The 12821-nt window shown below is 74.2% G+C and carries 9 protein-coding genes; 5 read left to right on the forward strand and 4 right to left on the reverse strand.

Annotated features, from left to right (window positions below):
- Positions 1-3: 3 nt before the first annotated feature.
- Entirely contained in the window at positions 4-2271 is a 2268-nt protein-coding gene (locus ACA089_RS11095) for a TonB-dependent receptor (protein ID WP_372016764.1), read from the reverse strand.
- A gap of 150 nt (positions 2272-2421) precedes the next feature.
- Between ACA089_RS11095 and ACA089_RS11100 the strand changes: the two genes are divergently transcribed.
- A complete protein-coding gene (locus ACA089_RS11100; RefSeq protein WP_372016766.1) occupies positions 2422-4278 on the forward strand; it encodes a monovalent cation:proton antiporter-2 (CPA2) family protein in 1857 nt (618 codons plus the stop codon).
- A 15-nt stretch (positions 4279-4293) separates the two neighbouring features.
- On the opposite strand, the gene ACA089_RS11105 is transcribed toward ACA089_RS11100, so the two are convergent.
- Together ACA089_RS11105 and ACA089_RS11110 are read right to left on the reverse strand one after the other, a co-directional pair.
- Positions 4294-7590, reverse strand: a complete 3297-nt coding sequence (locus ACA089_RS11105) for an ankyrin repeat domain-containing protein (RefSeq protein ID WP_372016767.1) — start codon at positions 7588-7590, stop codon at positions 4294-4296.
- Entirely contained in the window at positions 7583-7840 is a 258-nt protein-coding gene (locus tag ACA089_RS11110; RefSeq protein ID WP_372016768.1) for a YcgL domain-containing protein, read from the reverse strand. The genes ACA089_RS11105 and ACA089_RS11110 overlap by 8 nt, the downstream gene beginning before the upstream one ends.
- Before the next feature lie 174 nt (positions 7841-8014).
- Between ACA089_RS11110 and ACA089_RS11115 the strand changes: the two genes are divergently transcribed.
- The 4 genes from ACA089_RS11115 to ACA089_RS11130 are packed head-to-tail and all read left to right on the forward strand — an operon-like array spanning position 8015 to position 12060.
- Positions 8015-9223 carry a beta-ketoacyl-[acyl-carrier-protein] synthase family protein gene (locus ACA089_RS11115; protein ID WP_372016769.1) on the forward strand — a complete coding sequence of 403 codons (1209 nt, stop codon included), beginning with the start codon at positions 8015-8017 and terminating at the stop codon, positions 9221-9223.
- The gene (locus ACA089_RS11120) at positions 9220-9984 is read left to right on the forward strand and encodes a beta-ketoacyl synthase chain length factor (RefSeq protein ID WP_372016771.1); all 765 of its coding nucleotides are present in this window, start codon (positions 9220-9222) and stop codon (positions 9982-9984) included. Before ACA089_RS11115 ends, ACA089_RS11120 begins: the two co-directional genes overlap by 4 nt.
- Complete coding sequence (locus tag ACA089_RS11125) at positions 9977-10771, forward strand: glycosyltransferase family 2 protein (RefSeq protein ID WP_372016773.1); 795 nt, start codon at positions 9977-9979, stop codon at positions 10769-10771. The genes ACA089_RS11120 and ACA089_RS11125 overlap by 8 nt, the downstream gene beginning before the upstream one ends.
- Before the next feature lie 44 nt (positions 10772-10815).
- Positions 10816-12060 (forward strand): cation:proton antiporter, encoded by a 1245-nt coding sequence (locus tag ACA089_RS11130; protein ID WP_372016774.1) that lies wholly within the window; start codon positions 10816-10818, stop codon positions 12058-12060.
- A 6-nt stretch (positions 12061-12066) separates the two neighbouring features.
- Here the strand turns inward: ACA089_RS11130 and fabG are convergent, their stop codons facing one another.
- Positions 12067-12807: a 3-oxoacyl-ACP reductase FabG gene (fabG, locus tag ACA089_RS11135; protein ID WP_372016776.1), complete on the reverse strand. Its 741-nt coding sequence runs from the start codon at positions 12805-12807 to the stop codon at positions 12067-12069.
- Positions 12808-12821: the final 14 nt, after the last annotated feature.

Below are 12821 nucleotides of genomic sequence, written 5' to 3' on the forward strand. Positions count from 1 at the left end.
GGGTTACCAGCGGTACTCGAAGCCGATCCCGACCACGCGCGGCGCGCCGAGGATCACGTTCGGGCTGTCGTCGTCCCACGAGTACTGGATGTAGCCCTCGTCGAACAGGTTGTTGGCGAACAGGTAGGCGGTCCAGTCCAGCGTCTCGTAGCCGACACGTCCGTTCACCAGCGTGCGCGCCGGCAGTCGGCGCGCGTCGGCTCCGATGTCCGGGCTGACGCTGCTGCGGTGGTTGGCGTTGAGGTTGGCGAGCCAGCGGTCGGCCCAGCGGACGTTGGCGCCGACGGCGAACGTCCAGCGCGGCGCGTAGGCGAACTCCGAGCCGGCCCAGTCGTCGATCTGCGCACCGACGATCGTCTCGAACTCGTCGTAGCGCGTGCGCGAGTAGCCCAGCGACGCGTACCAGTCGAAGGCCGTGCCGACCCGGTGGCTGGCCTCGAGCTCGAAGCCGTACAGGTGCGCCTTGCCGGCGTTGACCGTGTGGTAGTCGTATTCGTTGAGGCCGAACAGCGCCGTGACCTGCTTGTCCTGCCAGTCGATGTAGTAGAGGTTGGCGTTGAGCGCGAGCGTGTCGTCCAGCCATTGCGAGCGCAGCGACAGCTCCGCGTTCCAGGTGTACTCCGGGTCGTAGGCGTAGTTCTCGCCGCGGGCGATGTTGTAGCTCGAACCGCCGGAACGGTAGCCGCGCTGGACGACGAACGCCGTGGCCAGGTCGTCGGTGAAGGCGTATCGCAGGCCCAGTTTGGGCAGGAACGCATCGAACTGGCGGGTGCCGGGTGGCGTTGTGCTGCTGGCGTCGGCGACCAGGCCGAGCACGGCCTGGTTGATGCCGGCGATGGCGGGGGCCAGCGTCGGCCCGAACGCCGCCGGATCCGGCAGGGTGCCGGCGAACGCCGCATCGGCCATGGCCTGGAAGCGGTATTCCTCGCGGTCCTGGCGGAAGCCTCCGAGCAGTTCGAGCCTGTCGCCGAGCCGGTACTCGAAGTCGGCGAACAGGGCCAGGTTGCGCGAGCGCGACTGGCCGTCGCTGAAGTAGTCCACCGGGATCACCGGCAACGCCTGCGCGTACAGGCCCGCGACATGACCGGCCGTGGCCGCGTCCAGCCCGGCGCCCTGCAGCACCGCGGCAATCGTCGACACCGGCGTGGTGACGTTGGTGCGGTTGATCGACACGTTGGCGGTTTCGCGCTGCGAACCGTACAGGCCGACCAGGCCGCGCAGCCGCTCGCCGCCGTAGTGCAGGCGCAGTTCCTGCGACAGGGTGTCGTAGCGCTCCCGCGTGTCGCCATAGGCTTCCGGCCGTTCGGTCAGGTCGGTATCGAAGCTGCGGTCCATGTCCGTGTCGGTCCACGACGTGGCCGACGTGAACGTCCACGCGTCGGAAGCGAGGTAGTCGACCTCCAGCGTGGCGATCTGCGCCAGCGTGTCGGTGGAGGACGGATAGTCCGAGGTGTTGATCCGCGTGTCGTAGTAGTCCGGCACGTCACGGCGCGAGTACGCGTACATGTACGGCCCGTCGCGATCGTCGCGGGTGTAGCTCAGCCGCGCGGCCAGGCCGTCCACGCCGCCCGGCGTCCACAGCAGCTTGGCGCGGGCCATGGTCGACTCGCGCGCGTCGCCGGCAGTGCCGCGGGTCGGGTTCCAGGTGTAGCCGTCGAAATCGCGGTCCTCGACGGCGACGCGGAAGGCGAGCTGGTCGGCGACCAGCGGGCCGCCGCCGGCGAAGGCGATGCGCCGGTCGGACGGATCGGACGCCATCACCCGGGCGCGGCCGGACCAGTCCATGGCCGGGTCCTCGGTGCGCAGCACGATCGCGCCGGCCAGCGCGTTTTCGCCCTGGATGGTCGATTGCGGGCCGCGCAGCACCTCGACCTGGGCGATGTCCCACAGGTCGGTGGGGCCGGCGTCGCTGGCCTGGCTCGGGAGCGCGGCGCCATCCAGGTAGATGGTCGCCAGCGGATTGGGCGCGCCGGCTTCGTTGCCGATGCCGCGGATGGTGAAGCCGCGGTCGCCGTACATCTGCGACACGTTGGCGGTGCGGTTGAGGATGTCGAACAGGCTGGTGAGGTTTTCCTGCTCGATCCGGACCGAGGTGGTCACCGCCACGCTGGTGGTGGTCTCCTGCAGCGTGCGGGCGGTCTTCTCGCCGGTGACCAGGATCGCGTCGAGGGTGGTGGCGTCGGCGGCCTCGGCGGCCGCGGCGGTGGCGGGGCCGGACAGGAGCAGGGACGACAGGATGGCCAGCGCCAGCCGGGAACGGGAAACGCGCATGCGGGAGCTCCGGGAAAGGGAGATCGGCATGGCGACGGCTGTGCCGGGCCGCGGGTGCGGCCGATGAATACGGGCGCCATTATCCCCGAATGAGAAGAGTTCGCAATATCGCGGCATGCTGCGACACCCGTGCCGCGCATAATCCGGCCGATGGAAACGACCCTGACCACCAGCCTCAGCCTCGAACTCGCCCTGGTCCTGCTGGTGGCGGCGATCATCGCCGTGCCGCTGTTCCGCAAGCTCGGCCTGGTCGCGGTGCTGGCCTACCTGGCGACCGGCGTGCTGCTCGGGCCCGACGGGCTGGGCGTGGTCAGCGATCCCGAGCGCATCCTCGGCGCGTCCGAGATCGGGGTGGTGATGCTGCTGTTCGTGATCGGCTTGGAGCTCTCGCCGGTGCGGCTGGCACTGATGCGGCGGCCGGTGTTCGGCGCCGGCGGCACCCAGGTGCTGGTGTCGGCGCTGCTGCTGGCCGCGGTGCTGCTGGCCTACAAGGTGCAGTGGAAGGGCGCGCTGGTCGCCGGCATCGGCCTGGCGCTTTCCTCGACCGCGGTGGGCCTGCAGCTGCTGGCCGAACGCAAGCAGCTCAACAGCGATTTCGGGCGCCTGGCCTTCGCGATCCTGCTGTTCCAGGACCTGATCGCGATCCCGCTGCTGGCGGTGATTCCGCTGCTGGGCGGGGTCAAGAACGAGACGTTCACCTGGTCGATGCTCGGCCACGCGCTCGGTGCGCTGGCGCTGGTCTGGTTCGGCGGCCGCCTGCTGATGCATCGGGCGCTGCGCGTGGTCGCCGGCACCCAGGCGCCGGAGGTGTTCACCGCCACCGCGCTGCTGGCGGTGCTCGGCAGCGCCTGGATCATGCAGCAGGCCGGCCTCAGCCCGGGCCTGGGGGCGTTCATCGCCGGCGTGCTGCTGGCCGACTCCGAATACCGGCACGAACTGGAATCGCAGATCGAGCCGTTCAAGGGCCTGCTGCTCGGCCTGTTCTTCATCGCCGTGGGCATGGGCATCGACCTGGACCGGATCGCGGCCGAGCCGGCGCTGGTGGCGGGCGGCGTGGCGGTGCTGCTGGCGGTGAAGTTCGCGGTGCTGTTCGGCATCGGCCGCGCGGCCGGGCTGGCCGGCAGCCACGCGCTGATGCTCGGCGGCACGTTGTGGCTCGGCGGCGAATTCGCCTTCGTCGTGTTCCAGGAAGCGCTGCGCGTACGCCTGGTGTCGGCCGAGAACCACGACCGGCTGGTGGCGATCGTCGGCGTGTCGATGGCGCTGATGCCGCTGCTGCTGCTGGCGCTGGACGGGCGCCTGCGCCGCCACGACGCGCGCCATCCGCCGGCCGAGCCGGCGCGCTACGACGTGCCCGACGCCGCCTCGCAACCGCCGCAGGTCGTGATCGCCGGGGTCGGGCGCTTCGGCCAGATCGTGGCCCGGCTGCTGGCTGCGCAGCGGATCCCGTACGTGGCCCTGGAGAGCAGCGCCGAGCAGGTCGAGGACGTGCGCCGCAGCGGTGGGCGCATCTTCTATGGCGACCCTACCCGTCCCGACCTGCTGCGCGCGGCCGGCGCCCGGCACGCGCGCCTGTTCGTGGTCTGCACCGACGACCCGGACAGCAACCTGCGCGCGGTGCGGCTGATCCGCCGGCTGTTCCCGCAGGCGAAGATCCTCGCCCGCGCGCGCAACCGCCAGCATGCGTGGCGGCTGATGGACCTGGGCGCCGAACCGTTCCGCGAGCTGCTCGGCACCAGCCTGGAGGTCGGCGAACGGGTACTGCTGGAGCTGGGCGTGCCGCCGGAGGTGGCCGCCGACCACGTCCGGCGTTTCCGCGACCACGACGAAGCGCTGCTGCGCGAGCAGTACCTGGTCTACGACGACGACGCGGCGGTGGTGAAGAGCGCACGCGAGGCGCGCGCGGACCTGCAGCACCTGTTCGAGGCCGATGCGGGGCCGCCCCCCTCCGCTGCCGGCGCCGGCACCACGGCCGGAGCCGATCCGGTGCGGCCGGCGTCCGGCTGATCGCCGGAGCGCGCGTCAGCCGCGGGGTTCGCGCAGGAACCGCGCCATCGACATGCCGCTCTGCGCCGGGGCGAACTCGGCTGCGACGTCGACGAAGCCGCGCATCACCGCGATCTCGCGCGGGCTGCGGTTGAGGGTGTCGCGCAGGTCGGGATCGGCGCCGGCGCGCAGCAGGCGCTGGACCACGCCGTGCAGGCCGTGCAGCGCCGCCAGGTGCAGCGGGCCGAAACCGCGCGGATCCTGCGCCTCGAGCGACACGCCTTCCTCGAGCAGCCGCTCCAGGCCGGCGAGCACCACGTTCTCGTCGCAGGCGCCGCCGGGTTCGGCGCGTGCGCCGAGCAGCAGCAGCAGCGGGGTCACGCCGCCGGCGGCCGGCATGTCGGCCTCGGCGCCGGCCAGCAGCAGGGTGTCGAACAGGGCGAGCAGGCGGGTACGGTCGCGGCCGGTGAAGCCGTACAGCGCGGCGCAGTGCAGCGGCGCCAGGCCCTGGCTGTCGCCGGCATCGATGTCGGCGCCCGCGGTGAGCAGCCGCGCGGCGATGTCGGCCAGGCCCAGCGCAGAGGCCAGCATCAGCACGGTGACGCCGCCGGGGAGGCGGTGTTCGAGGTCCGCGCCCGCATCGAGCAGCGCGGTCACGATCGCGGTCTGGCGCATGCTCACCGCGGCCGAGAGCGGGGTCGCGCCGCTGTGCGCGGCGTGCTGCGGGTTGGCGCCGCGGGCCAGCAGCAGGTCGACCGCGGCGGCATGTCCGCCGCCTGCCGCGCGCAGCAGCCCGGTGCAGCCCTGGCCATCGACCGCATCGACCGGGAAGCCCAGCTCGAGCAGGCGGCGCACCGCGTCGGCATCGCCGGCCATCGCCGCGGAGACGACATCGGCTTCGCGCAGCGGGCGCCGGGGCAGCGGCCAGACGCGCCAGTCGAGCCAGTCGGCCAGGTCGCGCCGGCCACTGGCCAGGGCCACGCCGAGCGGCGTCTGGCCATCGGCCGCGCGCGCGTCGGGCGAGGCGCCCTGCGCGACCAGGCGCTTGAGCGCCGATTCGCGGCCCAGCGCGGCGGCCAGGTGCAGCGCGGTCATGCCGTGGCCGTCGCGGACTTCGCGGTCCACCCCGGCATCGAGCAGCGCGTCGAGCAGGCGCAGCCAGCCCAGCCGCACCGCCAGCGACAGCGGCGGATCGCCGGCGGCGGAGGGGGCGAACGGGTCGGCGCCCTGCAGGAACAGGTCCAGCGCGAGCTGCTCGTGGCCGCGCCCGACGTGGTCGCGCTGCACGCATGCGGCGAGGAAACGCGCGAGCCCGCCGGCGCCGGCCGGCGATGCGCCGTGCCCGAGCAGGACGCCGATCGCGGCGGCACCGTCGCCGCCCTGGCCCAGCAGCGCGGTCAGCGCGGTCTCGCCGGCCACGCAGGTTTCCGCGTCGGCGGCATGCGCCAGCAGCCACTCCACGGTGGACGGTCTCGCCTGCAGCGCAGGATCGTGCAGCAGCCCGCCCAGTTCGGCCGGCGCGCACAGGCGCGCCAGCGCGGCCAGTCCCTCCATGCGCCCGGCCTGCAGGCCGTCATGCAGCAGCGCCAGCGGCGGGCGTTCGTCGACCGGGTTCTCCGCCGCGGCCTCGGCCACCGCGGCCGGCAGCGGGTAGGCCGGATCGAGCGCGGCCACAATGGACCAGCGCCCGGATTCGGCGGCGACGTCGACCGCGCGGCGGCCGGCGTTGTCGGCCTGCGCGGGGTCCACCCCGAGCTCGAGCAGGCGTCGCACCAGGGCCAGCGAGGCCTGTTCGGCACCCGCCGCCAGGACCAGCGCATTGCGGCCCTCCGCGTCGGTCGCGGCGACGTCGATGCGCTGCGCCGCCAGCTGCTCGATCACCCCGGCCCGCAGCGCGCGCGCGGCCTCGAGCCAGGGCGTGCGACCGGCGGCGTCGCGCGCCTGCGGATCGGCCCCGGCGGCCAGCAGCGCGGCGGCGATGTCGGCATGGCCGGCCAGCGCGGCCTCGTGCAGCGCGGTGCGCGCATCGCGCCCGGGCGTGCCGACCTTCGCCTTGAACTTGAGCAGCAGCTGCACGCCGGCCGGGTCGTCCTCCTCGCTGGCCGCGGCCGCGAGCAGCGCCGGCTGGCCGCCCGCCGGCTCCGGACGCGCACCGCGCTCGAGCAGGAACTTGGCCAGCCGCCAGTTGCCGCTCGCACAGGCCAGGCCCAGCGGCGAGAAACCGTCGTGGTTGAGCGCGTCGATCTCGGCCGCGGCGTCGCGCAGCAGCGCGGCCACGCCGGGATCGGTGCTGCGCGCGGCATGGTGCAGCGGGGTGTTGCCTTCGGCATCGGCCACCCGCGGGTCGGCGCCATTGGCCAGCAGGGTCATCACCGCCTCGGGGCGGCCGTGCCAGCTGTCGCGGGTGGCGGCGAGCAGCGGGGTCATGCCGGCGTCGCCAGCATTGAGGTCCACGCCGCGCACGATCAGCGCGCGCAGCAGGCGCAGGTCCGGCAGCACGGCTGCCAGCGCGGCCAGGCTGCGCTGGTCGCGCTCGCCGGGCGGCGGCGGCGCATGCGCGTCGGCGCCGGCGTCGAGCAGCTGCAGGGCGCGGTCGACGCGGCCGCTGCGCGCGGCGGCGTGGAGTTCGGCGACCAGGCCCGCCGGATCGCCGGCCAGGCCTTCGGAGAGCGGTTCGACCTGCGGTTCGGCCGCGGCCAGGAAGTCCAGCGGCGCTGCGTGGACCCGGGGCGCGGGCGCGCGCTGGACGGCCAGGTGCAGGGCCGGCTGCAGCAGCGCGAACACGCCGGCCACGGCCCAGCGCGCAGGCGCGTCGATCATCCCGGGCCAGGCCAGCAGCAGCAGGCCCCCGAGCAGGGTGGCCACGGCCACGGCCACGCCGAGGCCGCTCCAGGTTCCGGTTTCCTGCTGGGCGAGCCGGCGCCAGGCCACGGGCAGCGGTGCGCCGTCGCGCTCTACCGCCTGCCATGCCGGCCACGTGCGCCACAGGACCAGGACCACGACCGCGCCCATCGCGCTGGCGCCCAGCGCCGAGCCGAGCCCCCCGCTCTGGCGCAGCGCCTGCAGCGGCCAGGCCAGCAGCAGCGAGGACACGAGCAGCCCGGCGCCCCACAGCAGCAACAGGCCGGCCAGCGCCGGCTTCAGTGCGCGCGGATCGGTCGATGCGGGGCGGCTTCCGGTCCACCAGGACACGGCCAGCGCCACGGCGAGCTGGGCCAGCAGCCCGGGCAACAGGCCGGCCGGCCCGCCGAGGCCGGCCAGCACACCGAGCACGATGCCGACGGCGCCCGCCGCCAGCGCGAACCGGCGCGAACGGGCCAGCGCCTCACCCATCGTCGCGCACCGCCGCCGGGACGCCCGGCGGGAACTGCACGTGGAAGCCCTGCGCGGCCAGGTTCGCGCGGACCACGTCCGGATCGGACTGGGCCAGGCGGCGCTCCGGGGTCAGGGCGACCTCCAGCACGAAGGCGAGCTCGCCCAGCTGTGCGCGCACCGGACCGGGCACCCGCGCGAAATCGTCGCGGGCGGCGAGGAACACGTAGGTGTCGGCTTTGCGTCGGCTCTTGTAGACGTAGGCTTGCATGCGCGCGCGCCGCGCCCTGCCAGTGTGTGGGGAACCGGGGGATTGTGTCGGAAATGGGGCAGGCGCGGAAGCGCGAAGCCCCGCCGCGCGGCCGCGCGACGTTCATGTTCCTCGACACCGGGCGCACGCGGGGCTGTGGCTATACTCGCCGGCCATCCCGCCTGCGCGTCCCGTTTGCACCACGCCCCGCCACCGCCACGCGCCACGCCGCTCGCCGTCACCGCCCATACCGCGACCACCGCGCTCGGCGCCGGCCTGCATGCGCAGCGCCAGGCCCTGCGTGAAGGACGCAGCGGCCTGCGGCGCAACGACTTCGGCCCGGCACCGCGGCTGGACTGCTGGATCGGCCGGATCGACGGGCTCGAGCAGTCGCCGTTGCCGGCATCGCTCGGCGACTGGGAATCGCGCAACCACCGGCTGGCGTGGCGCGCCCTCCACCAGGACGGGTTCCTCGACGCCGCCACCGGCGCGGTCGCGCGCCATGGCGCGGACCGGGTGGCGGTGCTGATGGGCACCTCGACCTCGAGCATCGGCGAGACCGAGGCGGCCTACGCGCAGCAACAGGATGGCCGCATCCCCGAGGCGCTGGCCCGGCTGCTGGTCCACACCCCGCACGCGCTCGGCGATTTCGTCGCGCTCGCCACCGGTGCGCGCGGCCCGTGCATGACCGTGGCCACCGCCTGCTCGTCCAGCGCCAAGGTCTTCGCCCTGGCCGCGCGCATGCTGCAGGCGGGGATCGCGGACGCGGCCATCGTCGGCGGCGTGGATACGCTGTGCGGCAGCGTGCTCTACGGCTTCAACTCGCTGCAGCTGGTCTCGCCGGAGCCGTGCCGGCCGTTCGACGCGGCCCGGCGCGGCCTGTCGCTCGGCGAGGCCGGCGGTTTCGCCCTGCTGGAGCGGGAGCCGGCGGACGCGCCGCGCGCGTGGCTGCAGGGGTATGGCGAATCGAGCGACGCGCACCACATGTCCGCGCCGCACCCGCAGGGCCTCGGTGCGCGAAGGGCGATGGCCGACGCACTGGCCCGGGCCGGGCTCGACGCGTCCGCGATCGGCTACCTGAACCTGCATGGCACCGCCACGCCGGCCAACGACACGGTCGAGGCGCAGGCGGTGGCGGCGATGTTCCCCGACACCCTGCATGCCAGTTCGACCAAGGGCTGGACCGGCCATACCCTCGGCGCGGCCGGGATCGTCGAGTCGGTGGTCGCGCTGCTCGCCCTGGAAGACGGGCTGCTTCCCGGCACGCTCAACAGCCATGCGCCCGACCCCGCCTGCGGGCCCCAGCTGCGCTTCGAGACGGTGCAGCGCCCGGTCCGGTACGCGATGAACAACGCGTTCGGCTTCGGCGGCAACAACTGCTCGCTGGTGTTCGGCCGCGCATGACCGCGCCCGCGCTCGCCGCGTCGATCGAAGGCGTCGGCCTGTGGACGCCGCATGCGCCGTCGTGGGAGGCCTATCGCGCACTGCTCGAGGGCCGCCCGGTCGACGCCGCGTCGCGGCCGGCACCGGCGCTGCTGCCGGCCAACGAACGCCGCCGCGCCCCGGACACGGTGCTGGTCGCGCTGGAAGCGGCGCAGGCCGCCTGCGCCGATGCCGGCCGCGACCCTTCCACGCTGCCGTCGGTCTTCGTCTCCACCTACGGCGACCTGGCGATCACCGAGAACCTGTGCCAGACCCTGGCCACCGCCCCGCTGGACCTGTCGCCCACGCGCTTCCACAACTCGGTGCACAACGCCGCCGCCGGCTACTGGACCATCGGCACCGGCGCGATGGCACCGGCCACCGCGATCAGCGCCGGCTTCGCGATGGGCCTGCTCGAGGCGATGGCCCAGCTCGCCTGCGGCGCGGGAGCGGTATTGCTGGTGGGCTACGACGGCAGTGCGCCGGGCCTGTTGCGCCAGGTGGCGCCGACCGAAGGACTGCTCGGCGGGGCGCTGGTGCTGGCGACGCCCATGCCCGGCCGTCCTCGGATGTCGCTCTCGCTGGTCGACGGCGATGCGCCGCCGGCGCCGCACGGGGTCGCCGCTGGCAATGCGATGGCGCCGATGCTCGCGCTGTTCGAGGCACTCGCCCGCGGCGGCGGCGTCGCGCAGCTGCCGGCCGGGCCCGGCCAGGTCCTGCGCGTGGAGCTGGGCCGTGGCTGAGCCGCAGATGCGCACCGGCGAGGTGGCGGTGGTCATCCCCGCCCTGAACGAGGCACTGCGGATTGCCGACGTGGTCCGGCAGACCCTGCGGCATTGCGCGTGGGTGATCGTCGTGGACGACGGCTCCGAGGACGGCACCGGCGAATGCCTGGCCGGCCTGCCGGTGACCGTGCTGCGGCACCCGCAGCGTCGCGGCAAGGGTGCGGCGTTGCGCACCGGCTTCGCCGAGGCGCTCGCGCGCGGCGCGCGCGGCGTGCTGACCATCGACGGCGACGGCCAGCACGACCCGGCCGACCTGCCGCGCCTGCTGGACGCCGCCGCGCGCCACCCGCGCAGCATCGTGATCGGCGCGCGCATGCGCCATCGCGCGGCGGCACCGCCGCACCGGCGCATGGCCAACGCGTTCGGCGACTGGGGCGTGGCCTGGGCCGCCGGCCACCGCATCGCCGACACCCAGAGCGGGCAACGCTACTATCCGGCCAGCGTGATCGCGCTGCAGGACGTGCCGGGCGAGGATTTCGTGTTCGAGGCGCAGCTGCTGATCTCGGCCGCGCGGCGCCTGGACGTGCGCTGCGTGTCGGTCCCGGTGGAGACGCGCTACCGCGGCTGCGACGGCGGGCCGTTGCGGCGCAGCCATTTCCGGCCGCTGCGCGACCTGTACCGGATCACCTCGCACGTGGTCGGCCAGGTGCTGGCGCACGGCGACGTGTGGAGCGAGTACCGGCGCGTGCGCGCCCAGGCGCCGCGGCTGGACCCCGGGACCGGCCCGGTCGACGCCGCGCGCTAGGCTGCTCCCACCACCGCATCCTGTCCCTGGGGAGGGACCCTCGCATGACCGGGCTGTTGCTGCTGCAGATCGCCGTGATCCTCGTCGCCGCGCGCCTGTGCGGCCTGCTGCTGGCGCGGCTGGGCCAGCCGCCGGTGATCGGCGAGATGGCCGCGGGCGTGCTGCTCGGCCCGATCGTGTTCGGCGCGGCCCTGCCCGGCGTGCACGCCGCGCTGTTCCCCGCCGGCTCGACCGCGCCGCTGGAAGGCCTGGCGACGATCGGGATCGTGCTCTTCATGTTCGTCATCGGCGCCGAGCTGCGCGCCCCGGACGGCGCGCGCGCGCAGGTGCTCGCGGCCACCCGCGTCGCCAGCCTGTCGGCACTGTTGCCGTTCGCCCTCGCCCTGCTGGTCGCGCCGCTGCTGCACGTTACGCTGGCCCCGGCCGGGGTCGGCTTCTGGCCGTTCGCGCTGTACCTGGCCGTGGCGCTGTCGGTGACCGCGTTCCCGGTGCTGGCGCGGATCCTCAAGGACCGCCACCTGCAGCAGACGCCGATCGGCCGCCTGGCGCTGTCGGCGGCCGCGCTGCTGGACGTGGCCGCCTGGATCGTCCTCGCGCTGCTGGTCGCGCTCACCGGCGACGGCGGCTGGACCACCCTGGTGCGCACCCTGTCCGGGCTGGCGCTGCTGCTGGTGCTGGTCTACGCCGGCCTGCGGCCGCTCTACGCCTGGCTGCTGCACCGCCACGCCAGCGACGGCAGGCCGTCGGGCACGGTACTGGCGATGCTGATGGTCGGCCTGTTCGCCTGCGCCGCCGCCACCGAATGGCTGCACCTGCACGCGGTGTTCGGCGCCTTCCTGTTCGGTACCTGCCTGCCGCGCGACGACCGCCTGGTCCACACCCTGGTCGAGCGCATCGAGCACATCGCGCTGGTGCTGCTGATGCCGGTGTTCTTCGCCCTGGCCGGCATGGGCACCACCGCCGACGCGTTCACCGCCGCCGGGCTCGGGGCGTTCCTGCTGATCCTGCTGGTGGCGGTGGCCGGCAAGCTGCTCGGCGGCGGCCTCGGCGCGAAGCTGTCCGGGTACGGCACCCGCGACAGCCTGGCGGTGGGCTCGCTGATGAACGCGCGCGGCATGATCGAGCTGATCGTGATGAAGGTCGGGCTCGATGCCGGCCTGATCGGGCCGCCGATGTTCACCCTGCTGCTGTTGCTGGCGATGGCCACCACGCTGATGACCGGGCCGCTGCTGGGCCTGTTCGGCCACCGGCTGCCGCGTCCGGCGCCGCAACGCGACCCCGGCGGCTGAGCCGGATCAGGCCATGCCGCCGTTGATCCCGATCACCTGGCCGTTGATGTAGCCGGCCGCGTCCGAGCAGAGGAAGGCGACCAGCGCGGCCACCTCTTCCGGCCGGCCGGCGCGTGCCGCCGGGACCAGCTGCTTCACCGCGTCGGGCGGGAACTGCGCGGCGGCCATCGCGCCCTCGATCACCCCGGGCGCGACCACGTTGACCGTGATGCCGCGGCTGGCCATCTCGCGGGCCAGCGATTTCGAGGCGCCATGCAGCCCGGCCTTGGCCGCGGCGTAGTTGGCCTGGCCGCGGTTGCCGAGCACCGCGGCGACCGATGACACGCTGACGATCCGGCCCCAGCGCGCGCGCGCCATCGGCAGCAGCAGCGGGCGGGTGACGTGGAAGAAGCCGTTGAGCGAGACGTCGATGACGCGCTGCCACTGCGCGTCGCCCATCCCGGCCATCGGCGCGTCGTCGTGCACGCCGGCGTTGTTGACCAGCACGTCGATGCGCCCGGCCTCGAGCAGCGATGCCAGCGCCGCGGCCACCGCCGCCGGATCGGCGACGTCGAAGGCCACGGCCGACGCGCGCCCGCCCCGCGCCCTGACCGCGGCGGCGAGCGCTTCGGCGCGCTCGCGGTTGCCGTGCGCATGCACGACCACGTCCATGCCGGCGTCCGCCAGGGCGTGGCAGATCGCGCCACCGATGTCGCCGCTGCCGCCGGTGACCAGGGCGCGGCGGGAAGTCGTCTGCGAGGGATCCATCGCGCGATTGTGCC

Source organism: Pseudoxanthomonas fibrivorans (genome assembly GCF_041464125.1).
Lineage (GTDB): Bacteria > Pseudomonadota > Gammaproteobacteria > Xanthomonadales > Xanthomonadaceae > Pseudoxanthomonas.

Coding starts and splice junctions, on each gene's coding strand:
- ACA089_RS11095 (WP_372016764.1), bottom strand. CDS start 2,271: ATGCGCGTTTCCCGTTCCCGGCTGGCGCTGGCCATCCTGTCGTCCCTG.
- ACA089_RS11100 (WP_372016766.1), top strand. CDS start 2,422: ATGGAAACGACCCTGACCACCAGCCTCAGCCTCGAACTCGCCCTGGTC.
- ACA089_RS11105 (WP_372016767.1), bottom strand. CDS start 7,590: ATGGGTGAGGCGCTGGCCCGTTCGCGCCGGTTCGCGCTGGCGGCGGGC.
- ACA089_RS11110 (WP_372016768.1), bottom strand. CDS start 7,840: ATGCAAGCCTACGTCTACAAGAGCCGACGCAAAGCCGACACCTACGTG.
- ACA089_RS11120 (WP_372016771.1), top strand. CDS start 9,220: ATGACCGCGCCCGCGCTCGCCGCGTCGATCGAAGGCGTCGGCCTGTGG.
- ACA089_RS11130 (WP_372016774.1), top strand. CDS start 10,816: ATGACCGGGCTGTTGCTGCTGCAGATCGCCGTGATCCTCGTCGCCGCG.
- fabG (WP_372016776.1), bottom strand. CDS start 12,807: ATGGATCCCTCGCAGACGACTTCCCGCCGCGCCCTGGTCACCGGCGGC.